The 21,783-nt window shown below is 67.1% G+C and carries 28 protein-coding genes; 4 read left to right on the top strand and 24 right to left on the bottom strand.

Annotation, left to right across the window (positions count from 1 at the left end; translation table 11 throughout):
- Position 1 precedes the first annotated feature (1 nt).
- The 3 genes from M1K48_RS12860 to mdh are packed head-to-tail and all read right to left on the bottom strand — an operon-like array spanning position 2 to position 2,011.
- Positions 2-508: a hypothetical protein gene (locus M1K48_RS12860; RefSeq protein WP_249503601.1), complete on the bottom strand. Its 507-nt coding sequence runs from the start codon at positions 506-508 to the stop codon at positions 2-4.
- Between the two features lie 8 nt (positions 509-516).
- On the bottom strand, positions 517-1,029 hold the full coding sequence (locus M1K48_RS12855; protein ID WP_249503600.1) for a hypothetical protein: 513 nt from the start codon (positions 1,027-1,029) through the stop codon (positions 517-519).
- Positions 1,022-2,011, bottom strand: coding sequence for a malate dehydrogenase (gene mdh, locus M1K48_RS12850; RefSeq protein ID WP_249503599.1), 990 nt, complete (start codon positions 2,009-2,011; stop codon positions 1,022-1,024). Before mdh ends, M1K48_RS12855 begins: the two co-directional genes overlap by 8 nt.
- A 182-nt stretch (positions 2,012-2,193) precedes the next feature.
- Here mdh and M1K48_RS12845 point away from each other — a divergent pair, with 182 nt between their 5' ends.
- Positions 2,194-2,595 (top strand): hypothetical protein, encoded by a 402-nt coding sequence (locus M1K48_RS12845; protein WP_249503598.1) that lies wholly within the window; start codon positions 2,194-2,196, stop codon positions 2,593-2,595.
- 60 nt (positions 2,596-2,655) lie between these two features.
- Here M1K48_RS12845 and M1K48_RS12840 read toward each other — a convergent pair whose 3' ends face one another.
- The 9 genes from M1K48_RS12840 to M1K48_RS12800 all read right to left on the bottom strand — a co-directional run bounded on the left by M1K48_RS12840 (position 2,656) and on the right by M1K48_RS12800 (position 10,103).
- Positions 2,656-3,351 carry a M20/M25/M40 family metallo-hydrolase gene (locus M1K48_RS12840; protein WP_249503597.1) on the bottom strand — a complete coding sequence of 232 codons (696 nt, stop codon included), beginning with the start codon at positions 3,349-3,351 and terminating at the stop codon, positions 2,656-2,658.
- Positions 3,352-3,386: 35 nt separating this feature from the next.
- Positions 3,387-3,527: a hypothetical protein gene (locus M1K48_RS12835; RefSeq protein WP_249503596.1), complete on the bottom strand. Its 141-nt coding sequence runs from the start codon at positions 3,525-3,527 to the stop codon at positions 3,387-3,389.
- 66 nt (positions 3,528-3,593) lie between these two features.
- Positions 3,594-3,968, bottom strand: a complete 375-nt coding sequence (locus M1K48_RS12830; RefSeq protein ID WP_249503595.1) for a VOC family protein — start codon at positions 3,966-3,968, stop codon at positions 3,594-3,596.
- A 54-nt stretch (positions 3,969-4,022) separates the two neighbouring features.
- The gene (gene zapE / locus M1K48_RS12825; RefSeq protein WP_249503594.1) at positions 4,023-5,129 is read right to left on the bottom strand and encodes a cell division protein ZapE; all 1,107 of its coding nucleotides are present in this window, start codon (positions 5,127-5,129) and stop codon (positions 4,023-4,025) included.
- Positions 5,126-5,596 carry a PaaI family thioesterase gene (locus tag M1K48_RS12820; RefSeq protein WP_249503593.1) on the bottom strand — a complete coding sequence of 157 codons (471 nt, stop codon included), beginning with the start codon at positions 5,594-5,596 and terminating at the stop codon, positions 5,126-5,128. The genes zapE and M1K48_RS12820 overlap by 4 nt, the downstream gene beginning before the upstream one ends.
- 55 nt (positions 5,597-5,651) lie before the next feature.
- The gene (locus M1K48_RS12815; protein ID WP_249503592.1) at positions 5,652-6,437 is read right to left on the bottom strand and encodes a succinate dehydrogenase iron-sulfur subunit; all 786 of its coding nucleotides are present in this window, start codon (positions 6,435-6,437) and stop codon (positions 5,652-5,654) included.
- Positions 6,438-6,509: 72 nt separating this feature from the next.
- Complete coding sequence (locus tag M1K48_RS12810) at positions 6,510-6,977, bottom strand: MgtC/SapB family protein (RefSeq protein ID WP_249503591.1); 468 nt, start codon at positions 6,975-6,977, stop codon at positions 6,510-6,512.
- Between the two features lie 25 nt (positions 6,978-7,002).
- Entirely contained in the window at positions 7,003-7,458 is a 456-nt protein-coding gene (locus M1K48_RS12805; protein WP_249503590.1) for a peroxiredoxin, read from the bottom strand.
- Positions 7,455-10,103 carry a bifunctional [glutamine synthetase] adenylyltransferase/[glutamine synthetase]-adenylyl-L-tyrosine phosphorylase gene (locus M1K48_RS12800; protein ID WP_319941175.1) on the bottom strand — a complete coding sequence of 883 codons (2,649 nt, stop codon included), beginning with the start codon at positions 10,101-10,103 and terminating at the stop codon, positions 7,455-7,457. Before M1K48_RS12800 ends, M1K48_RS12805 begins: the two co-directional genes overlap by 4 nt.
- Before the next feature lie 90 nt (positions 10,104-10,193).
- Here M1K48_RS12800 and M1K48_RS12795 point away from each other — a divergent pair, with 90 nt between their 5' ends.
- Complete coding sequence (locus tag M1K48_RS12795) at positions 10,194-10,394, top strand: hypothetical protein (protein ID WP_249503588.1); 201 nt, start codon at positions 10,194-10,196, stop codon at positions 10,392-10,394.
- A gap of 122 nt (positions 10,395-10,516) precedes the next feature.
- On the opposite strand, the gene M1K48_RS12790 is transcribed toward M1K48_RS12795, so the two are convergent.
- The 3 genes from M1K48_RS12790 to M1K48_RS12780 form a co-directional block, all read right to left on the bottom strand.
- The gene (locus tag M1K48_RS12790; protein WP_249503587.1) at positions 10,517-11,155 is read right to left on the bottom strand and encodes a sigma-70 family RNA polymerase sigma factor; all 639 of its coding nucleotides are present in this window, start codon (positions 11,153-11,155) and stop codon (positions 10,517-10,519) included.
- Positions 11,156-11,219: 64 nt separating this feature from the next.
- The gene (locus M1K48_RS12785; RefSeq protein ID WP_168068073.1) at positions 11,220-11,360 is read right to left on the bottom strand and encodes a hypothetical protein; all 141 of its coding nucleotides are present in this window, start codon (positions 11,358-11,360) and stop codon (positions 11,220-11,222) included.
- An 80-nt stretch (positions 11,361-11,440) separates the two neighbouring features.
- Positions 11,441-12,244, bottom strand: coding sequence for a response regulator (locus M1K48_RS12780; RefSeq protein ID WP_249503586.1), 804 nt, complete (start codon positions 12,242-12,244; stop codon positions 11,441-11,443).
- Between the two features lie 238 nt (positions 12,245-12,482).
- Here M1K48_RS12780 and M1K48_RS12775 point away from each other — a divergent pair, with 238 nt between their 5' ends.
- Both M1K48_RS12775 and M1K48_RS12770 read left to right on the top strand, forming a co-directional pair.
- Complete coding sequence (locus M1K48_RS12775; RefSeq protein ID WP_249503585.1) at positions 12,483-12,701, top strand: NepR family anti-sigma factor; 219 nt, start codon at positions 12,483-12,485, stop codon at positions 12,699-12,701.
- A gap of 31 nt (positions 12,702-12,732) precedes the next feature.
- Positions 12,733-14,295, top strand: coding sequence for a sensor histidine kinase (locus tag M1K48_RS12770; protein ID WP_249503584.1), 1,563 nt, complete (start codon positions 12,733-12,735; stop codon positions 14,293-14,295).
- 324 nt (positions 14,296-14,619) lie between these two features.
- On the opposite strand, the gene tatC is transcribed toward M1K48_RS12770, so the two are convergent.
- The 9 genes from tatC to argS form a co-directional block, all read right to left on the bottom strand.
- A complete protein-coding gene (gene tatC, locus M1K48_RS12765; protein ID WP_249503583.1) occupies positions 14,620-15,387 on the bottom strand; it encodes a twin-arginine translocase subunit TatC in 768 nt (255 codons plus the stop codon).
- Complete coding sequence (locus M1K48_RS12760; RefSeq protein ID WP_249503582.1) at positions 15,384-15,842, bottom strand: Sec-independent protein translocase subunit TatA/TatB; 459 nt, start codon at positions 15,840-15,842, stop codon at positions 15,384-15,386. Before M1K48_RS12760 ends, tatC begins: the two co-directional genes overlap by 4 nt.
- A 12-nt stretch (positions 15,843-15,854) precedes the next feature.
- The gene (locus M1K48_RS12755; protein WP_249503581.1) at positions 15,855-16,136 is read right to left on the bottom strand and encodes a twin-arginine translocase TatA/TatE family subunit; all 282 of its coding nucleotides are present in this window, start codon (positions 16,134-16,136) and stop codon (positions 15,855-15,857) included.
- Positions 16,137-16,169: 33 nt separating this feature from the next.
- Positions 16,170-16,742: an SMC-Scp complex subunit ScpB gene (gene scpB, locus M1K48_RS12750; RefSeq protein ID WP_249503580.1), complete on the bottom strand. Its 573-nt coding sequence runs from the start codon at positions 16,740-16,742 to the stop codon at positions 16,170-16,172.
- Positions 16,739-17,485 carry a segregation and condensation protein A gene (locus M1K48_RS12745; RefSeq protein ID WP_249503579.1) on the bottom strand — a complete coding sequence of 249 codons (747 nt, stop codon included), beginning with the start codon at positions 17,483-17,485 and terminating at the stop codon, positions 16,739-16,741. Before M1K48_RS12745 ends, scpB begins: the two co-directional genes overlap by 4 nt.
- A 9-nt stretch (positions 17,486-17,494) precedes the next feature.
- Positions 17,495-18,505 carry a beta-N-acetylhexosaminidase gene (gene nagZ, locus M1K48_RS12740; protein WP_249503578.1) on the bottom strand — a complete coding sequence of 337 codons (1,011 nt, stop codon included), beginning with the start codon at positions 18,503-18,505 and terminating at the stop codon, positions 17,495-17,497.
- 3 nt (positions 18,506-18,508) lie between these two features.
- Positions 18,509-19,183: an SPOR domain-containing protein gene (locus M1K48_RS12735; protein ID WP_249503577.1), complete on the bottom strand. Its 675-nt coding sequence runs from the start codon at positions 19,181-19,183 to the stop codon at positions 18,509-18,511.
- A complete protein-coding gene (locus M1K48_RS12730) occupies positions 19,184-19,831 on the bottom strand; it encodes an SPOR domain-containing protein (protein ID WP_249503576.1) in 648 nt (215 codons plus the stop codon). It lies immediately after the preceding gene.
- A gap of 97 nt (positions 19,832-19,928) precedes the next feature.
- Positions 19,929-21,653, bottom strand: a complete 1,725-nt coding sequence (argS, locus tag M1K48_RS12725; protein WP_249503575.1) for an arginine--tRNA ligase — start codon at positions 21,651-21,653, stop codon at positions 19,929-19,931.
- Positions 21,654-21,783: the final 130 nt, after the last annotated feature.

The raw sequence follows: 21,783 nt of genomic DNA, 5'->3' as shown, positions 1-21,783 counted from the left end.
GTCACGGACGCCGTGGAGGCGCGGGAAAGACCGCTAATTGGGTGACTGGTGAACCGTCGGCCGCCGGATCGAAGGGTTCCATGCCGATCCAATAGGAGGCACCTTTCCACAGCCAGGTACCGGACTTCCGCCTGCTCCTGACGGGCTCGACCCCGCTGAAAGCGGTCACCTTCGCTGCAATCGCCGCGAGGGTGGCAGCGTGACCCAGGCGGGCGCGCACCATGCAGACTTCCTGCATGAGGCTTCCCGGAAACTCGCTGGACTGCCCGCTGTTGGCGAGGATGATCGCCGCATTGCCCGGCTTCCGGCGAACGATCCAGATGCCCTTTGCCTCGTCCTGCTTCCACCCGTCCGCTTCCAGCGCGTAATGGTCGACCTTCACCTTTCCGGTGACCGAACGGGTGCAGCTTTGCACCGCAGGCACCAGGTCCGCAGGCTGCGCAGGATCGAGCCGTGGCTGATCGGTAGTGGCGGCTGCCAGTGCAAGAAGGGAAAGGAGGGCGGCCACAGGTTCGGCTACTTGCCCTTCTTGGCCGCGGCCTGGGCCGTGACGGTGTAGCGGACACCGAGTTGCTCCTTGGTGCCGGTCGGCTCGATCAGCGCGATCCGCCCGCCGCCCACAAAGGCCGCGCCATTCTTCCCGGCGCGCCCGGTCTTGAGCGCCGGCTCTACCTGCTTCAGCCGGGTCTGGAGCTGGTCCATCAGCGGCCGATAGGCAGCGATCCCGGTGACCCCCGAGACGACGCTGCAGGCGCCCGAGGTGGGCAGGATCACCAGCACCACGGTGGAGGTCGGCTTGCCGTAGAATTTGAGCGGCGAGGCCACCGCCTTGCCACTCTTTTCCTTGAGTTCGCCGGCCTTCCAGCCCTTGGCGACAAGCGCCGCCTGGTCGACCCCGGCCGGGCCGGTCACCTGCCAGCAATCCGCCGCCGCCTCGACGATCGCGGCGGGCGGATTGTTGGTCTGCGCGGCTGCCGTCACGGAGACGGTCAGCAGCGCCAGGGCGGCAAGGCGCGCAGCCTTAGCCAAGGCTCGGCTCGATCGCCCGGCAGGCGTCGAGCAGTTCCTTGACCGCATCGACGCTGACCTTGAGGTTCTGCTTCTGCTCTTCGTCGAGCGCGATCTCGATCACTTCCTCGGCGCCGCCGGCACCGATCACGACCGGAACGCCGACATACAGGCCGTCGAGGCCGTACTTGCCGTTCACTTCAACCGCGCAGGGCAGGATCCGCTTCTGGTCACCGAGATAGGCTTCGGCCATCGCGATGGCGCTGGTGGCCGGGGCGTAGAAGGCCGAACCGGTCTTGAGCAGGGCGACGATCTCGCCGCCGCCGCCGCGGGTCCGCTTGACGATGGCGTCGATCTTTTCCTTGGTCGAGCGACCCATCTTGACCAGGTCGTCGACCGGAATGCCGCTGACCGTGGTGTAGCTGGTGACCGGAACCATGGTGTCGCCGTGGCCGCCGAGTACGAAGGCGTTGATGTCCTTCACGCTGACCTGGAATTCCTCGGCGAGGAAGTGGGCGAAGCGCGCCGAGTCCAGCACGCCGGCCATGCCGACGACCTTGTTGGCCGGGAGGCCCGAAAATTCGCGCAGCGCCCAGACCATCGCGTCGAGCGGGTTGGTGATGCAGATCACGAAGGCGTCGGGGGCATTGGCCTTGATGCCCTCGCCGACCGCCTTCATCACCTTGAGGTTGATGCCGATCAGGTCGTCGCGGCTCATGCCCGGCTTGCGGGCGACACCGGCGGTGACGATGATCACGTCGGCGCCGGCGATGTCGGCATAATCGTTCGAACCGGTGACCTTGGCATCGAAGCCCTCGATTGGGCCGCACTGCGAGATGTCGAGCGCCTTGCCCTGGGGAACGCCTTCGACCACGTCGAACAGGACGATGTCGCCAAGCTCCTTCTGGGCGGCGAGATGGGCGAGGGTGCCGCCGATGTTACCGGCGCCGATGAGGGCGATCTTCTTGCGGGTCGCAGTCGTGGCGGACTTCGTGGCGGACAAGGGCGGGGTCTCCGTCGGGTTCTTGGGCGATAAGGCCGCCGCCGGGACGGACGGCCGGGTTGGTCAGGGCCTCTAGCCCTTGAGCCCCGCCGGGGCAACCGGAAGGAAGCGCCATTTGTATCCAACGCACATGAATGGCGCCGTCACGCGTTGTTAAGGGGCCGGGGTCGATACCCGGTGGCATGAAACAGGCACTTATCCTTGCGGGCGCAGCGCTCGCCTTCGTCGCGGCTCCGGCCACCGCCAAGCCGGCCCATGCGGGCGGCAAACACGGCAAGCACGGCGGCTATTCGCAAAGCTACGGCGGCCAATATGGCTATAACCAGGCCGGCTGCCCGCCGGGTCTCGCCAAGAAGAACAATGGCTGCCTGCCGCCGGGCCAGGCGAAGAAGCTCGCAATCGGTCAGCGCTATGTCCAGAGCTATGGCTACGACCGCTATGCTTACAACCAGATCCCGTATGACGTGAGGCGGCAGTACGGCCTCGATCCGCGCAACAATTACTATTACGATCAGGGCAGTCTCTACGGGGTCGACCCGCAGACCCAGATCATCGAGCAGATCATCGGCGCGCTTCTGCGCTGAGCCGGCACACGATGGAAGTTAAGGCCGTCCGGAGCGATCCGGGCGGCCCTTTTTCGTGTCTCAGCCGCCGACCCGGCGGATAAGGTCGGCGATGATCGGGACCTGATCGTGGAAGCCGTCGACCACTACGCGCTCGTTGAGGCCGTGAGCGTTACTCGGCTCGGTCAGATAGCCCCACAGACCGCCAACGAAGCGATATTCCTCGAGGTTCTTTAGCGCTCCGACCAGGGCGTAGATGGCATTGTCGGGCCGCGGCGCGCTGCTGTGGCCACCTTCGTTCTCGGCCGTCAGCTTGAAGTCGGCATAGGTCTTCTCGGCGATCTGCATGTAATAGGCGTCGACCCGGCCATCCTTGTAAAGCGCCCCGCCGCCGGCATCGAAATTGAAAGCATATTCGGCGTCGATGAGGTCGCGCCACTCGGTCGAGGCGCGCTTGACGCTCCTCATCCCGGTTTCCTCGTCCCCGGTGAACAGCACCACGATGTCGCGATTTGGCGCCCAGCCACTGGCCTTGAGCTTCTGCAGGGCGAGGACGACGCCGGTCAGCGCCGCCTTGTTGTCGCTCGATCCGCGGCCAAGGTAGAAGCCCTTCTCTTCCCGAAACTCGAACGGCGGGTTTTTCCAGTCGGAGGACTTGGCCTCGACCACATCCATGTGCGCCATCAGCAGGATCGGCTTCTTGCCGCTCGGCCGCGGCGCCTTCCAGCGAGCGATCAGGGTCTGGGTGTCGTCGTGATCCTTGACCACGGTGGTCATGCCCGCCTTGCGGAATTCACTGGTGAGGAGAGTGGTCAGCTTGCCGGATCGGCGGTCTTGCCGGCGACCGTCTGCATTTCGACGATCTGTTTGAAGAGCGCGCGTTCGGCGGTGCGCTCAGTTGACGGCGCAGCGGCTGGCTGGGCAGCGGCGAGCAGCAGTGACGTGAGCAGCATGGTTGGTCCTCCCCCGTGATGAGGGGGAGTTAGGTCGACTGGGACGCGGCAGCAAGCGCCGGAGGTTCAGCCCTCGATCAGGCTCAGGATATTGCCGTCGGGATCCTTGAACCAGGCGGTCTTCATGCCTTCGGCGACATAGACGTCGCCCTGCCGCTCGAGCCCGTCCATGTCGTAATGCTCGAAGGCAATCCCCTTGCCCTTGAGCTCGGCGGCCTCGGCCTCGACGTCGTCGACCGAAAAGGTCAGCGCGGTCGCCTTGTTGGTGCCGGCATATTGCGACCGGTAGATATCGAAGCGGGTGTCGCCGGTCTGCAGATTGACGACTTCCTCGCCCACGCTGCCGACCTCCCGTGCCCCGAGCACGTCGGTGTAAAAGCGACGGGCCCGGTCGAGCTCTTCGACCGCGATCATCGGGGTGGCGTTGGCGTTCGCAAGCATGGGTCTGTCCTCCTTGCCCAACAGGCAAAACTGATCGGACCGGCCGCCGTTCCCCTAGCCTTCTGCGCCGTGGCCCTCGGCAAGGTAGTCGGCGCTGCGCATCTCCTCCAGGCGGCTGACCGTGCGCTGGAATTCGAACGCACCGGTCCCTGCGGGATAAAGGGCGGCGGGCTCCGCATCGGCAGCGGCAAGCAGTTTCACCTTATGCTCGTACAGCGCGTCGATCAGGGTCACGAACCGAGCCGCCTCGTTGCGCTTTTCGGGCTCCATCACCGGCACGCCGACCAGGATCACGGTGTGGAAACGCTGGGCGATTGCAAGATAGTCGGCGGCGCCGCGCGCCTCTCCGCACAACCGCCTGAAGGAAAAGACCGCCACGCCCTTGAGGCTCTTGGGCACATGCAGGCTCCGCCCGCCGCCGACCGCCAGTTCTTCCGACGGCACGTTGGCGCGGTCCTCGACGGGATAGTCGGTGAGCTGGAAAAAGGCCTTCGACAGGGCCTCCGTCGCCGCGGGTCCGTTGGGCACGTGCCAGGTCTCGACCCCGTGCAAACGGTCGAGGCGGTAGTCGGTCGGGCCGCCGAGCGGCACCACTTCCAGCTTGTCCTCCAGCAGGTGGATGAAGGGCAGGAACAGTTCGCGGTTGAGGCCATCCTTGTAGAGGTCGCGCGGGCAGCGGTTGGAGGTCGTCACCACCGCCACGCCTTCCTCCAGCAGGGCGGTGAACAGCCGTGAAAGGATCATCGCATCGGCGGGATTGTTGACCACCATCTCGTCGAAGCAAAGCAGCACGCTCTCCTCCGCGATCGCTTCGGCCAGCGCCGGGATCGGGTCGCCATGCCCCTTGAGGCGCTCGATCCGCAGCCGCTCGTGCACCTCGATCATAAAGGCATGGAAATGGACCCTGCGTTTCGGCGTGACGGCGATCTGCTCGAACGCGAGGTCCATCAGCATCGACTTGCCGCGCCCTACCCCGCCCCACAGATAAACCCCGCAGACGTCGCGGCGGCGGCCGAGCAGCCGGGCGAAAAAGCCGCGGCGCATCGCCAACTCCTCGCCCAGGCGGTCGAGCGCTTCGGCGGCCCGGGCCTGGTCGGGATCGGCCCTCAGCTCACCCGCGGCAAGCAGGCGGCCATACGCCGCGGCAACGGCTCCGCTCACGTGACGTCGCGAAGCTTCTTCAGCGTACCCGAGAAGCTGTAGCAGGCCGCGCCGTCCTGGCGCACGACCCCCTGGAGGAAGGCAAGACTGCGGGTCTGGCGGACCAGCTCGACATGGGCGTCGAGCGGCTTTCCCGCTTCGCCGCGGCCCATGAACTTGGTGGTGAGGTCGAGGGTCACGTAATGCGCGCGGCGCATCCCTGCGCAGCGTCCGCCGCCGAACAGGGCCATGTCGATGAAGCTCATCACCATGCCGCCGTGCAAGCTACCGCCGAGGTTCAGGTGGCGTCCGTCCGGGAACATCCGCACCACCGCGCGGCCGGGTCCGTCGGGACGGAAGATCATCTTGCCGGTCTGCGCCGCAAAGCTGTCGGGATTAATGTCGATCCAGCTGTACCAGCCGGGATGATCGGGATCCTCGCGCGCGCCGGAGGGGCGGTTGTCGCTGTCTTCCTGGGGTACGTCCATGCGCGCAGCTTCTAGGAAGCTCCCCACCGCTCAGCAATGGGGAGGTTGAAAGCGTTCAGGCCGCGCGCTCGGCGATCAGCTTCTTGGTTTCGGCGATCGCCTTGGCCGGGTTCAGCCCCTTGGGACAGGCGTTGGCGCAATTCATGATGGTGTGGCAGCGATACAGGCGGAACGGATCCTCCAGCTGGTCGAGGCGCTCCCCAGTCATCTCGTCGCGGCTGTCGGCCAGCCAGCGATAGGCCTGGAGCAGGATCGCCGGGCCAAGGAAGCGGTCGCCGTTCCACCAATAGCTCGGGCACGAGGTCGTGCAGCAGAAGCACAGGATGCACTCGTAGAGGCCGTTGAGATGCTCGCGGTCGTCCGGGCTCTGCAGCCGCTCCTTGCCGCTCGGCGCCGGGCTGGCGCTCTTCAGCCACGGCTCGATCGAGGCATATTGCGCGTAGAGGTGCGAAAAGTCGGGGACGAGGTCCTTGATGACGTCGCAGTGCGGCAGCGGCGTGACCCGCATGTCGCCCTTCACGTCCTCGATCGCGGTGGTGCAGGCGAGGCCGTTCTTGCCGTCCATGTTCATCGAACAGGAGCCGCAGATGCCCTCGCGGCACGAGCGGCGGAAGGTCAGCGTGGGATCGAGCTCGTTCTTGATCTTGATCAGCGCGTCGAGGACCATCGGCCCGCACTCGTCGAGGTTCACCTCGTAGGTGTCGTAGCGCGGGTTCTCGCCGGTGTCGGGATCGTAGCGGTAGATCTTGAAGGATTTGACGCGATTGGCGCCGGCTTCCGCCTTGAACTGGCGGCCCTTGCCCTTGATGACACTGTTGGCGGGAAGCGTGAACTCGGCCATTCTCAATCCTCTAACGATGGGCGCGAGATAGGAGGAGAAAGGGCGAAAAGCCAGTCCTCCCGAAGGACCGTATCAGTCTTCGTGCGAAGGCCGGTCGGTTTCCGGCTCGACCAGCTTCTTGAGCGGTGCGAGCAGGTAAAGCGTAACGAAGGCCATGATCGTCAGCATCACCGCGACATCGATCGCGCCGAGGCCGACCGCGAGACCGATCGCACCAGTCACCCACAGGCTGGCCGCCGTGGCGGTTCCCTTGACGCTGTCCTTGACCTTGAGGATCGCTCCGCCGCCGATGAAGCCCATGCCGGTGATGAGGCCTTCGACGACACGCGCGGTCGCCTCGGGATTATCGCCGATGATCCCTTCGGTCGCCTGGAGGAAACCGCAGGCGGCCACCGCCACCAAGGGGAAGGTGCGCAGCCCCGCCGAGCGTTCTTCGCGTTCGCGGTTCCAGCCGATCGGCAGCGCCAGCACATAAGCCAGCAACAGGGAGGCGAGGTGCGGCCAGAGGTCGAAGCGATCGGTCCCGAACAATTCCGTCATGGGACCGAAACATTTCTGTCTCGGCTTAGCTCCCGCGCGCTGCCTTCAGAACTTCGGCGGCGTGGTTCGGCACCTTCACTTTGCGCCATGCCTTAAGAACAGTGCCGTCGGCCGCGATGAGGAAGGTCGCGCGCTCCATTCCCATGTATTTGCGGCCGTACATACTCTTCTCGACCCAGGTCCCAAACGCCTCGCTGAGCGGGCCTTCGTCGATCCCGAGCGGGACCTTGAGGTCGTATTTGGCGATGAATTTGTCGTGGCTCTTGGCGCTGTCGCGCGAGATCCCGACGATGCGGGTGCCGGCGGCGGCGAACTCGTCGGCCAGCGCGGTGAAGTCCTGCGCTTCGCGGGTGCAGCCCGACGTGTCGTCCTTGGGATAAAAGTAGAGCACCAGCTTGCCGCCGGGATTGGCGAGGTCGATCCGCTCGCCGGCGCCCGTTTCCACCTCGAGTGCCGGTGCCCGGCCGCCTTCCTCGATCATCTCGTGCCTCCGCTTACCTGTTGCCAACGTGCGGCGATCCGCGCCCGCGCCTCGTCCAGCGCCGCCAACAGCGCATTCCAGTCCTCCTGTCCACACAGGCTTGCGACGAGGGCGCGGGTGGGCGCCGGCACCTCGGCCGCCGAACCCGGCCCGACCAGGCGGAGCACCACTAGGAAGCGGGTCAGGAGGCGCAGGTCGGGGTCGGCCTGCGCGTCGATCAGCCCAGCCTCCGCCAGTGCGTCGAGCGCGACCTCAAGTTGCGGGTCGAGGCCGACTTCGGTGGTGAGTTGAAGGACATGAACTGTGAACTCGAGATCGACCAGTCCGCCCGGGCCGAGCTTGACGTCGAGCGGACCCGACGGCGGCTTGTGGCGGGCCATGTCGAGCCGCATCGCTGCGGCGTCCCCCCTCACCTTCACCGCGTCGCGCGGCTCCAGCAGGATCGAGCGGATCAGCGCCGCGACCCTCGCCTGAAAGTCGGCGTTTCCGGCCAACGGGCGGGCGCGGCACAGCGCGAGATGCTCCCACGTCCAGGCTTCGCTGCGCTGATAGGCGGCAAAGGCCTCGCAGCTGACCGCCAGCATCCCCTGCTCGCCCTGCGGCCGCAGCCGCGTGTCGACATCGTACAGCGGACCGGCGGCGGTCTGGACCGACAGGCCGGCGACGATGCGGCTTGCCAGGCGATTGAAATAATCGGTCGAGCCCAGCGGACGCAGCCCGTCCGAACGCGCCCCGTCCGGAGCCTCGAACAGGAAGACGAGGTCGAGGTCGCTGGCATGGGTCAGCGCCCTGCCCCCGAAGCGCCCCAAGGCGACCACCGCCAAATCCGCGCCGGCGATGCGGCCGTGCGCCTCGGCGAAGGCGTCCTCGACCTTGGCGGCGATGACCCGCACGGCCGCTTCGGCGAGCGCGCTATAGCCTTCGGCAATGGCGATCGGGTCGCGGGTTGCGGCGATCAACTGGACGCCGAGCGCGAAGCGGCGTTCGCCGACCAGCCGCCGGATGCGATCGAGCGCGGTGTCGAGCGGGTCGTTGCGCGCCGCGTGGAGGAATCGCTCGGTCAGCGTGTCGGCGTCGGGCAACTCGGCCAAGCTGCTTTCGTCGATCAGCCCGTCGAGCAGGGTCGGGCGGCGCGCCAGCTGATCGGCCAGTGCGGGCGCCTGGGCGAGGATCAGGGCGAGCAGGTCGGCGAGCTGCGGCCGTGCCTCGAGCAGGCGGAAGAAATTGAGACCGCTCGACATGCGGTCGATGACGTCGCTCAGCCGGTTGAGCGCGCGCTGCGGATCGGGCGCAGAAGCGATCCGAGGCAGGAGGGTCGGCAACATGCCTTCGAAGGCAGAGCGCGCGGCAGGCGAGCGCAACGCCCGCGCCTTGCCGGTGCGCCAGTCGGCAAGCCGCCGCGCCGCCTCGGCAGGCTGCGGCCAGCCCATCTTCTCGAGTTCGCGCAGGAGCAGGTCGGGATCGCTCGACAATTGGTGGGTGCGGGCACGCACCAGACTGTCGAAGGACTGGCCGACCGCATCGACGTGTGGGCGTAGACTGGCGAGCAGCGCCGCTGCATCCTTGTGCCCGCCAAGCTTCGCTACGGCCTCCAGCGCCTCTCCGGTGGGAAGCCGATGCTCCTGCCGGTCGTCGATCATCTGGACCCGATGCTCGGCCGTGCGCAGCGCGCGATAGGCATGGCCGATGGCGGCGGCCTGTGTTTCGTCGAGCCGCCCTGACGCCGACAGCACCGCCAGCGCGTCGAGCGTGGCGGGGGCCCGCAGCGCCGGCTCGCGGCCGCCGTGGACGAGCTGCTGGACCTGGGTAAAGAACTCCGCCTCGCGGATTCCGCCGCGCCCGCGCTTGAGGTCATAGCCGGGGCCGAACTCCTGCCCCTGCGCATAATGGTCACGGATCCGCAGCGAGATGTCGCGGATGTCGTCGATCGCACCGAAGTCGAGGGCGCGGCGCCATACGAACGGGCGGATCTCCTGGAGGAACCGCTCGCCCAGCGGGACATCGCCGGCGCAGGTCCGGGCGCGGATGAAGGCGGCGCGTTCCCATTGGAGCGCCGAGCTTTCGTAATAGGAAATCGCGGCATCGACCGGGAGCACGATCGGGGTCACCTCGGGCGACGGGCGCAGGCGAAGGTCGACCCGGGCGACATAGCCCTCGGCGGTGCGCTCCTGAAGCAGTTCCACCAGCCGCCGCCCGAGGCGGACCGCGGCGGCCCCCGGCTCGTCCCGGGCGCGGCGTGGCAGGGTGTCAGGGTCGAACAGCAGGATGAGGTCGACGTCCGAGCTGTAATTGAGCTCGCGGCTGCCGAGCTTGCCCAGCGCGAGGACGGTCAGGCCGGCGACCGGCTCTCCGGGGGTGCGCTCGCCGATCGCCTGGACGAGCGCAGCGTGGATGGCGGTATCGGCGAAGTCGGACAGCGCGGCCGTGACTTCCTCGAGCGGCAACTCGCCCGACAGGTCGCCGAGCGCGGTCGCGAGCGCGAGCCGCTGGCGGGCGCGGCGCAGGCCGACGGCGACCGGCAGTGCTCCAGCATCGACCATCGCCAGCGCGGCGTCGCTGCCACCCTGCTCGAAAGTTTCGACCAGATCCGGGTGTCGTTCGGCGAGCGTTCGGAGGAAGGGCGACCAGCGCCGGGCGCGCTCCAAGGACTCAAAACGACCTGTTGCTCCGGCATCACTCATTCCCCCCTCCGTCGAACAGCCGACGCAAGGAGAAACGAAAGCCGCCCCTCTGCGTTGAACCTGCAAATGGAAACCGCACCTGACAACAAGGCGGCGGCGGTGCTCACGACTTCCCAGCTTGATCGACGTATCATCAGGGTGGAGCTACCGCCTGCACATGCCGGTGTCACCGCTGCCCTGCGGAGAGCCTTTGCGGCTGTTCCCGCGGGTGGTGAAGACCGCCAGTTCGAAGAACTGCTGGCGCGTCTGGGGTGATGCCCTTTCCGGTGAAGGCCGGACCAGGATGTGATGCGTAAGAAAAAGCCGTGCGCCGAAATTTCCGGGCACGGCTTTTTTGCATGAGGGTTAAAGGCCGAAGCCCCGGCAGTCGCTCGGGCTCAGCCGCGCGGGCCGGCCAGTTCGTCGACTTCGCCCATGATCTGCGACAGCGCGCTGTGGTTGGGGTCGGTCTTGTGCTGGCGCCGGCTGGGCAACTTGCCGCCCGACAGCAATTGCTCGAGCGCGACCCGGCCGCGGGCCACGCGGCTCTTGATCGTACCCACCGCACAACCGCAGATTTCAGCCGCTTCCTCATAGGCGAAGCCGCCCGCACCGACGAGGATCAGGGCTTCACGCTGGGGCTGCGGCAGGTGCATCAACGCGCGCTGCATGTCGCCAAGTTCGACATGGCGGTCTTGGCTTGCCGGGGCGGCGAGCAGCTTGGACGCGGTGATCTCGTCCCATTCGCCCTTGAAGCGGGCGCGCCGCATCTGGCTGAGGAACAGGTTGCGCAGGATGATGAAGGTCCACGCCCGCATGTTGGTGCCGGCTTGGAAGCGCTTCCGCGCGGCCCACGCCTTGAGCAGCGTTTCCTGCACCAGGTCGTCGGCAAGGTCACGGCTTCCGGACAGCGAACGCCCGAAGGCGCGCAGGTGCGGAATGACTTGCGCCAATTGGGTCTTGAATTCCGGATCGGACAGCGGAACGGGCTCGGCCCGCGCCGCTTCCGCCGGTTGATTATCCAGATCGTCGTTCACGTAAGCCCGCCCGCCTTCACTGTTGCTGTTGGCGCGAATTGCACCCGTCGTCGCGCAATCCAACTCAGCCCGCAACGAAGTAGATGATCGCGAAGGCGATAATGACAAGGGTCAGTCCGCCAAAAAGGGCAACCCGGGCGACCCCCGGGGTAGTTCCGGCACGTGCTTCGGTTCCGGTCAGATGATCCGGATGATTGGGATCCATGAGTAAGTGCACTCCCCGAGATTATTTGGAGCGCCAACGCAACGAAGGGAACCTAGGTTCCCCTTCCAGAGGCTGAGGACCTAGCCCGCGGGAACGGTAGCCGCATCGAAGAACAGCGCCTGCGCGATCGCCGCCTTTACCGTCGCCCTTTGGAAAGGCTTGGTGATGAGGAAGGTCGGCTCGGGCCGGGTGCCGGTCAGCAGGCGCTCGGGGAAGGCCGTGATGAAGATGACCGGAACCGCGAACTCGGCGAGGATGTCGCGGACCGCGTCGATGCCGCTCGAATCGTCGGCCAGCTGGATGTCGGCGAGGACCAGACCCGGCGGGTGCGCACGCGCCTGCGCAACCGCTTCGTCGCGAGTGACGGCAACGCCGGTGACGCTGTGGCCGAGGTCACGGACGATGGTCTCGATGTCCATAGCGATGATCGGCTCGTCCTCGATGATCAGCACGTCGGCCAGGGTTTGCCGTTCGATCTCGCCGAGCGCCTCCTGGACCAGATTGTCGATCTCGTTAGGCTCCGCGCCGATCAGGTAGCCGGCGTCGGCGGCGGAAAAGCCTTCGAGCGCGGTCAGCAGCAGCGCCTGGCGCGACAGCGGCGTGATGCGGCTCAGCCGGGCCTGCGCGATCGCTTCGGGGTTGCCGAGACCATTGTCACCGTCCGACCCGCCTTCCTCGATGTTGGCGGTCGACCAGATGGCGTGGAATGTCTTGTACAGGCCAAGCCGGGGCTCGACTTCCCGGGGGAAGCTTTCGGGAGCGGCGACGATGGCTTCGAGGGTGGCACGGACAAAGGCGTCGCCATGGGTCTGGCTGCCCGTGAGGGCGCGGGCATAGCGCCGCAAGAAAGGCAGATGCGGCGCGAGTTCCTGGCCTAGCGACATGGGTATCTCGTTGCTCCTGTGTTCAGATCTAGCGCCCCTATTGGGAGCCGGTTGGCGAAACTGCAAGCCTTGGGGCCCGGCATGGCGCGACCGCCAGCGGGACACTTTGTTTTTCATTGTTAAGCGTTCGGAACAAAGCTGCGGCCATTTGGTTTCGTGTGCGGACAGCCCCCAGTTGACGGGTCGGCTGCCCGACTCATAGGGGGCTAGAGTTTCGCCCGTTCACAAGGACACGAACTTGCGCGAAGCTACGCTGCGGCGGGAGGGGATCGAAGGATTGAGTGCGGATAGCAACGAGTCCCGTCCAGAGGACGACAAGACCAAGAGCACAAGAGACGCCAGGCGTCGTAGCCCCGCTGCCGGCGATGTCGGCAAGGCGCTGCGCAGCGCCTATGACGAAGCCCTGCGTGAAGACGTTCCGGATGATTTCCTCAACCTCCTTGGCAAGCTGAGCTGAGCGGGGGCACCCTCGCTCGGGCGATCGCTTGATGTCATTTCTGCAAAACTGGTTCCGGCAGCTCCCCACCGCCGGAAGGCTGCTGCTACTGATGACGGCAGCCCTGTTCCCGCTGGGTCTGGTGCTGGTCGCGGCAGCGAGCAGCGGGATCAATCAGTCGAACACCGCCCTCTCCGCGCGGGCCAACGACCAGGGCCAGCTGGCGGTACGCGCAATCGACGGCCTGATCGCCCGCAACCTGCTGGCGCTGCGGATCGCGGCCAACGGCGAACTCGAAGCCGGCGGCGATCCGTGCGAACGGGTTGCGCGGTCGCTCCGAGCGGCACCTAACGCACCCGAGAACTTCGTTCTGGCAGACCCGCTGGGAACCCGCATCTGTTCGCCGGGCCCGGCCGATGACGGTGGCCGTCCCACCCTCCTGGTGGCGAACCGGGAAGTGCAGATGTGGCTCGTGCCGGAGCGCGGGCGGCTCTTCTACAAGGTCGGTATCCTCGGCGGATCGGCCACCGGCTCGATCGACCGCGAACAGTTCCGCGCCGCGCTGAGCGCCGCCCGTGCCGGCACCGCCGGCCTGACGCTCGTTTCCCCGCGCGGTGGCGAGCTCCAGATCAGCGACGAAGGCGAGCGCAGCAGCGGGCTCGGCTCGGACATGACCATCCAGAGCTTCCGGCAGTCGATCCAGAACGGTCAGCTCGATGTCGCGGTGGATGTGCCCAGTGAACATATCGCATCGGTCGATCGGCTGCTGATCCTGCTTCCGCTGCTGATGTGGATCGTCGCGGCCCTGCTCAGCTGGCTGGTGGTTCGCACCTTCCTGCTGTCGCCGCTGCGCAAGATCAGCCAGTCGATCGCCGCTCACGAACCGGGCTCGGGTCCCCTGCAGCTTCCTGCGCGGCTCGGGTCGTCAGTGGAGATCCGTGAGCTCGGCGCCTCCTTCACCCGCGCTGTCGAACAGATCGAACAAAGTCAGAAGGACATGGGCGAGGCGCTGGAAGGCCAGCGCAAGCTGGTCCGCGAAGTCCACCACCGGGTCAAGAATAACCTCCAGGTGGTCGCCTCGCTGCTCAATATCCATCGCCGCAGCGCCAAGTCGGACGATGCGCAGAACGCTTATTCCTCAATCGGGCGGCGGGTCGACGCCCTTGCCGTGGTCCACCGCAACCATTTCGCCGAACTGGAAGAAAACCGCGGGATCGCGCTTCGTCCGCTGATCAGCGAACTCGCCTCCAACCTGCGCGGCAGCGCACCCGAAAGCGCGCGGCGGCTGGACATCAATCTCGACCTCGAAAGCCTTAACACCACGCAGGACGTCGCGGTCGCAACCGCCTTCCTGACCACCGAAATCGTCGAGCATGCCATGCTGACCCGGCCCGATGCGCCAGTGACGCTGACGCTGCGGCGGGTGAGCGACTTAACAGCTCGATTCACCCTCGCCACCGGGGCCTTGGCGAGCGACATCGCCAACCAGGCCGAGCATCAGCAGTTCGAGCGGATCATCGCCGGGCTCGCCAAGCAGCTCCGCTCGGCGCTCGAGCGGACCGAGGGGCATTACAGCGTCGACCTGCCGGTATTTGCGCCTCGTCCGCCGGTCTAGATCGCTGCGACGGCGCGGCCGCATCGACGGCCGGCCCCTATTCGAAAAATAATTTTCACCGGTCTGGAACCCCTCGCCGACATCACCGTTTTTATCTTCGGATAGTGACCTTTTGCCCCCCCGCTCTCGCTATCCACTTACACGGGCCCGAAGTCGTCAACCCTCCCCCCCCCGGTGACGATTTCGGGCCCGCTTTGCGTCTGGGGCGCAAGCTATCTCCTCAGCGCAAGCCCCGGCCAGCATTGCGCACTGGAACACCGGTCTACGCGAGCAGCGAAGCCGCAGTCCTGATGTGAGCTGATCTGGCGGGCTTCGAAGCCGGCCTCACTCCGTCGTCGAGGCGGGCGCAGCCTGTTTTGCCGACCGCCAGTTGGTCAGACGGATGGCAACGATCGAGCTTTCATAGAGCAGCCACAAGGGGACCGCGAGCATCAGCTGGCTGACCGCATCGGGCGGGGTCAGCACGGCCGCGATCGCAAAGGCACCGACGATCGCATAGCGGCGCTTGCTGGCGAGCTGGGCGGCGGTGACCAGCCCGGCCCGCTCCAGCAGCATCAGCAGGATCGGAAGCAGGAAGGCGACCCCGAAGCCGAACAGGAAGCGGGTCACGAAGGACAGGTAATTGCCCACGCCCGGCAGCGCTTCCTGGCTGACTCCCCCGATGTCGCCCTGGAAGCCGAGCAGGAAATGCAGCGCCCATGGCATGGCGAGAAAATAGGCGAACGCCGCCCCGCCGCCGAAGAACACCGGGGTCAGCAGCAGGAACGGGAGCACCGCCCGCTTTTCCTTGGCGTAGAGACCCGGCGCGACGAACCGCCAGCCCTGGGTGGCGATGACCGGGAAGCAGATCATCAGCGCCGCGAACAGGCCGACCTTTACCTGCACCCAGAAGGCCTCGAACACGTCGGTATAGATCACCCGCGTCTCGCCGGCATCCTTGAGCGGCTGGATCAGCACCGAAAAGATCGGGCGGGCGAAATAATAGCAGGCGAAAAACGCCACCACGAGCACCGCGATGCAGATCAGCAGTCGCTTTCGCAGCTCGACCAGATGATCGAACAAGGGCGCCTTGCTGTTGTCGAGGTCCTTCACGGCAGTTCGCGCCGATGATGCTCGGGATCGGGCAAGGGAAGCCCGGGCTCGTCAGGCGTCAGGCTGGCGGCCGGCGGCGAGCGCTCACCCTCGGATACGGGTTGCGGCGCAGGCGAAGGGACGGCTTCCGGCGGAAGCTGCGGGTCAGGCGACAGGGGCGGATCCGGCGGCGGCAGCGGGCCGCTCACCGCGTCGGAGGCACCGGGATAGGGGGAGGCGAAGGGATGCTCGCGCATGATGCGCTCGTTTTCCTGACGCCAGCGCGTCTCCATCTCCTCCAGCTCGGCTTCGCGCATCATGTTCTCGATGCCGGCGGTGAAATGGCGCGCGTGGGCGCGGGCCCGGCCGACCCAGCGGCCGACCTGCCGCATCGCGCCCGGCAGTTCCTTGGGTCCGATAAACACAAGCGCCGCAAGCGCGATGATCAAAAGCTCCGTCGAGTCGACGCCGAACATGCGGCGGCGAGATCAGCGCGGGAGCGTGTCGGAGGGCGACGGAGGCGGCGGCGCGACCGGATCAGCCACGCGCGGGTTGGGCGTCACGTCGATCGGGCGGTCGACTGAGCCGAGGCGGCGCTGTTCGTCGGCCTTGCGCCGGCGCTCTTCTTCCTCGTCATCCGCCATGCCGTGCTTGAAGCTCTTCAGCCCCTTCGCGACGTCACCCATCATCGCGGAAAAGCGGTTGCCGCCGAACAGGAGCAAGATGACTACACCGAGGATAAGCCAGTGAATGAGGCTGAAACCGCCCATGAGAACCAAAACTCCGTTAGCTTGAAGGGCTATCTAGTCCTCTTCGTCGCCGCTTTCTAGCTGCAGTCCCGGTATAACGCTCTGCGGCGCCTCCAGGAGCCCGGCGGCCCGCAAATCCTCGATACCCGGCAGGTGACGGCGACTGACAAGCCCGAAATGGGACAGGAAGTCGCCTGTGGTGGCGTAGAGCAGCGGCCTCCCCGGCCCGTCGCGGCGCCCGGCCGGCCGCACCCACCCCGCCTCCATCAACACGTCGAGTGTCCCCTTGGACGTCTGCACACCGCGGATCGCCTCGATCTCTGCCCGGCTGACCGGCTCGTGATAGGCGATGATGCTGAGCATCTCGGTCGCGGCCCGGCCGAGCCTGCGCGGCTCCTCGCGGGTACGGCGCAGCAGGTGGGCAAGGTCGGGGGCGGTCTCGAAATGCCAGCGCCCGCCGCGTTCGACGAGATGGATGCCGCGGTTGGCGTAGAGCGCCTGGACCGCGGCAAGAGCGGCATCGACATCGCCTTCGCCCGCGTGGGCGGTGATGTCCTGCGGACGAAGCGGTTCGGCGGCGGCAAACAGCACGGCCTCGACCGCGCGTGTGAAGCCATCGTCGCTCACGCGCGTGCCTGCCGCAGCTCCAGCGGCGCGAACGGTCCGGCCTGGCGCAGTTCGACCCTGCCCTGCCGCGCCAGTTCGAGCGCGGCGACGAACGACGAGGCAAGCGCCGACCGCGCCCGTTCCGGATCGTGGGTCGGTTCGAGGAAGCGCTCGAGCATCGTCCAGTCGACGGCGCTTCCGATCAGGGACGAGACGCGCTCGATCGCCTCCTCCAGCGTCACCACCGCGCGGCGGGCGACGACATGCATGACCGGCGCCGAGCGAGCCCGGACCTGGCCGTAGGCGGAGGCCAGCTCGAACAGCGACACTTGCCAGCGCGACTTGCGGACCTGGCGCAGTCCTTCTGGCCGGCCGCGGGCGAAGACGTCCCGGCCGAGCCGGTCGCGGCCCATCAGGCGTGCTCCCGCCTCGCGCATCGCGTCGAGGCGCTGCAGCCGCAGCTGGAGCAGGGCGGCGAGCTCCTCGGGGCTCGGATCCTGGGTCGGATCCTTGGGCAGTAGCAGGCAGGATTTGAGATAGGCCAGCCAGGCCGCCATCACCAGATAATCGGCGGCGATCTCCAGCCGCAGGGCGCGGGCGTTCGCCAGGAAGTCGAGATATTGCTCGACCAGGACGAGGATCGAGATCTCATGCAGATCGACCTTCTGCGCCCGGGCAAGATTGAGCAGCAGGTCGAGCGGACCTTCCCAAGCACCTAGGCTAAGCTGGAGGACATCGTCCGAGGGGTCCTGCAGCAGGGTCATGTCGCCGGATCAGGCGAGCGCCAGAAGCTCGTCACGAACCGCCACGGCCGCGGCGAAGTCGGGTCCCTCCGACGACCCCAGCATGGCGCCGGCCATCGCGCGTGCCAGCCGCCCCTCGGCCTCCCCGTCCATCGCCCCGACATGCGCGGCGACGTCGAGCATTTCGGCAAAGTCGCCGCTGCAATGAAGCGTCAGATCGCACCCGGCCGCCAGTGCCGCCGCCGACCGCTCGCCGGCCGAGCCCTTCAGGGCCTCCATGCCGATATCGTCGGTCATCAATAGCCCCGAGAAGCCGATCCGCTTGCGAATGATCTCCTCGATGATGAAGGGCGACTGGCTGGACGGAAGCTCGCTGTCCCAGGCCTCGAACAGGATGTGCGCCACCATGCCCATCGAGGCCTCGCGCAGCGTCTCGAACGGCTCGAGGTCGACCTCCAGCTCGTCGGCGGCCGCGCTGACGCGCGGCAATTCCTTGTGGCTGTCGACCGTGGCGCGACCGTGGCCGGGCATGTGCTTGACCACGCCGACCACCCCGGCCGATCCCAGCCCGTCGAGCACCGCGCGGCCTATCGCCGCCACCTGCATCGGCTCGGTGCCGTAGGCGCGATCGCCCACGACCTTGTCCGCGTCCGGCTGGCGGACGTCGAGATTGGGGATGCAATTGACGTTGATGCCATGCGCCGAGAGCATCAGGCCGATCGCCCGGGCGTTCATCCGGGCCGCTTCGATCGCCGACGACGGCGCGGTCTGGTAGAGCTTCTCGAATGCCCCACCCGCCGGCAGCGAGGGCCAGACCGGGGGCTTCATCCGCATGACCCGGCCGCCTTCCTGGTCGATCAGGATCGGCAGGTCGGCTCGGCCGTGCAGATCACGGAGCGAGGCGGTCAGCGCCATGAGCTGATCCGGGTCGCCGCAATTGCGCGCGAACAAGATGTAACCGGCCGGATCGACGTCGCGGAAAAAGGCCCGCTCGTCAGGGCTGAGGGTTAGGCCGGCGAGGCCATAGATCGCTGCCTGCATGGCTCAGCGCGCCACGAAGCAGGCGTCGCCCGCCGCCTTCAGCAACTGGCACGCCGCGCGAGCCTCGGCCGGGCTGGCGAAACCGGCGCGAAGCCGCTGGCCCGACTGATAGGGAATGACGATCTTGCCGGCACCGGCGATGGCCGGGAAGCGGCCGGACAGCGTCTTCCACGCGGCCTCGGCTTCGGACGCCGAACCGTAGAAGCCGAGCTGGACCTGGTTGGCGGAACCGGCCGGCGGCGGCGGCGCAGCCGCAGTGGGCTCGGCAGGCTCTTCGGCCGCCGGAGCAGGCTTGGCCTTGTTGGGTCGAGCGATCGCCTCCTCGGGCACCGCGTCGAGATTGAGCTCACCGTCGACCGTCTCGCCGGCCCCCGTCGCAAAGGCGGTCTCGCTGTCACCCGCCACGTCGATCCCGCCGGGATCGTCGGGCTTGATCTTCACCGGGCCCGGTTCGGCCCTGATCAGTTCGGGCGCGCCGGTGCCTTCGTCGGCACCGCTGCGGCCGATCCAGTAGAGCGTTCCGGCGACCAGCGCCGCGGCCAGCAGCACGACCAGGATCGCCGCGCCCATCTTGCGCGCGGACAGCGCCGGCGGCTCGTCCTCGTCCTCGACCGGTTCGAGCCAGGGCAGCGGTTCGCCCGCCGTCCCGCCCCGTGAAAGACCACCCCTAGTTGCCATTCAATATACCACCACGCATGAGTGCCCCGCACGCTCGAGCTGCTGGCATATGACAACCGACTGGGCTTGCGAAGAGGTGCCGAGCTGCAACCGGAACATTCGCGTCGGCCGCCCGCCGCCGAGACCGCGGACGTCGACGGTGTTCACCATCTTGGATTTTGTGGCGAGGTAGGGATAGCGGCGCGTGATCCGCTGCCAGTTCACCTCGGCCTGCGCGCGGGTCGGGAATGCCCCGAGCTGAACTACCCGGCCCCCATAAGGTCGCGGGTTGTAGGTGGCGACGGAGGTGGGACCGGGTGCAGGAAGCGTCGCGGAGGCGTCGTCGGCAGGGAAGAACGAGCGTCCGACCGAGCCTTCGGGACTTGCCGCCTCGCCCGGTTCGGACGGAGCGGCGCTGCGCTGCGCGGTCCTGCGCACCGGCCGCGGGCTGGTCCGGGCAGGTGAGAATGGCGCCGTATCGGCCACCGGCTCCGCAGGGTCAGTCAGTTCGGTACCGGGCTCGGCAGGGGTCGCCTGCGTGACCGGGATCGGGATCGATTGCTCGGCAGGCAATTCCGGCGGGGCGGCTTCCTTGCCGGTACTGAGCCACCAGGCGCCCGCCGCCACGGCAGCGACGACCAGCGCCAGCAGCAGGTACCAGGGCCACATCCTCCCTGCCGGCTTGTTCCTGGCAGGCGTTCTCGAACCCTCTGCGGCGGGCTCCTCCTTCAGCCAGGACAGACGTTCGGGTGTGGCCGCCATAAGCTCAGCGCATCTCCTCGGCTGCCTCGACGCCCATCAAAGCCAGACCGTTGCCGATCACTTGCGCGACCGCCTGGGCAAGCGCCAGCCGAGCTGCGCTGAGCCGGGGCTCGCCGTCGATCAGGAAACGCCTGGATGGGTCGTCGTTCCCGCGATTCCACAAGGCATGGAAGGCGGCGGCAAGGTCGTACAGGTAGAAAGCAATGCGATGCGGCTCGTGGGCCAGCGCCGCCGCCTCGACCACCCGCGGAAAATGACTGGCATGCCGCACCAGAGCGAGTTCCTCGGCGTCGAGCAGGTCGAGGTCGGCCTCGCCCTCCGCCAGCCCGGCTTCGGCCGCCTTGCGCTTCAGGCTCGAGATGCGGGCGTGGGCATATTGGACGTAGAAGACCGGATTGTCCTTGGACGCCTCGACCACCTTGGCGAAGTCGAAGTCGAGCATCGTGTCCGGCCGCTTGGTCAGCATGATGAAGCGGACCACGTCCTTGCCGACTTCGCGCACGACGTCGGCCAGCGTGACGAAATTGCCCGCCCGCTTGCTCATCTTCACCGGCTCGCCGGCGCGCAGCAGCTGGACCATCTGCACGATCTTGACGTCCAGCACCTCGCGCCCGGCAAGCGCGGCGACCGCGGCCTGGGTCCGCTTGACGGTGCCGCTATGGTCGGCGCCCCAGATGTTGATCAGCTCGTCCGAGCGTTCCAGCTTCTGGAGGTGGTAGGCGGTATCGACGCCGAAATAGGTCCAGCTGCCGTCGGACTTCTTCATCGGGCGATCCTGGTCGTCGCCGAATTGGGTCGACCGGAACAAGGTCAGCTCGACCGGCTCCCAATCCTCGGGCGCCTTGCCCTTGGGGGCTTCGAGCAGGCCTTCGTAAGCGAGGCCCTTGGCGCGCAAGGCCGCCAGCGCGCGATCGGCAGCGCCCGAAGCGACCACGTCGGCCTCTGAGGAGAACAGGTCGTGGCGGACGCCCAACAGCGACAGGTCGTGACGGATCAGGTCGAGCATCGCCGCGACCGTCTTTTCGCGGAACGGCACGAGCCATTCGGACTCGGGCGCCGACACCATCCGGTCGCCATATTCGGCGGCGAGCAGCGTCCCGACCGGCTTCAGATAATCGCCGGGATAGAGGCCTTCGGGAATGTCGCCGATGCTCTCGCCCAGCGCTTCGCGATACCGCAGGTGGGCCGAGCGGGCGAGCGTATCGACCTGGCTGCCGGCATCGTTGACGTAATATTCGCGGGTCACCGCGAAGCCCGCCGCGGCAAGCAGGGTGGCGAGCGCGTCGCCGACCACCGCCCCGCGGCAATGGCCCATGTGCATCGGGCCGGTGGGGTTGGCCGAGACATATTCGACATTGACGCGGCGGCCGTGACCGATGTCGCTCAGACCATAGCGCGTGCCCTCCGCGGCGATGCGGCGAAGTTCATCGCGCCACACCTCGTCGCCAAGGCGCAGGTTGATGAAACCCGGGCCGGCGATCTGGACTTCGGCCACGCCGGGAATAGCCTGCAGCGGCGGCACCAGCAGTGCGGCGAGCGCGCGCGGGTTGGTCCCGGCGGGCTTGGCCAGCACCATCGCCGCGTTGGTCGACAGGTCGCCGTGGCTCGCGTCGCGCGGCGGCTCGACAGTGATATTCCCGCGCGGCAGTTCGGGCGGCAGCGCCCCGCTGGCGGACAGCTCGTCGAGGATGCGGTTTACGTGCGCGGTGAAGGTCGAAAACAGGCTCAAGGCTTTGGCAATCGCTCGAAGTTTGTGTCAGAGAGGGACATGCCCTTACGCCAGTCTGCCGGCAACAGTCACCCCCCGTTCAGCCGCCGTGCCGGAGTGGACCAGCCCATGCGACGCGTGCACCCGCTCA

Origin of the sequence: Sphingomonas glaciei (assembly GCF_023380025.1) — a bacterium.
Taxonomy (GTDB): domain Bacteria; phylum Pseudomonadota; class Alphaproteobacteria; order Sphingomonadales; family Sphingomonadaceae; genus Sphingomicrobium; species Sphingomicrobium glaciei.
The sequence above is the reverse complement of the archived record's forward strand: the minus strand, read 5'-3'. Positions and strand labels throughout refer to the sequence as shown.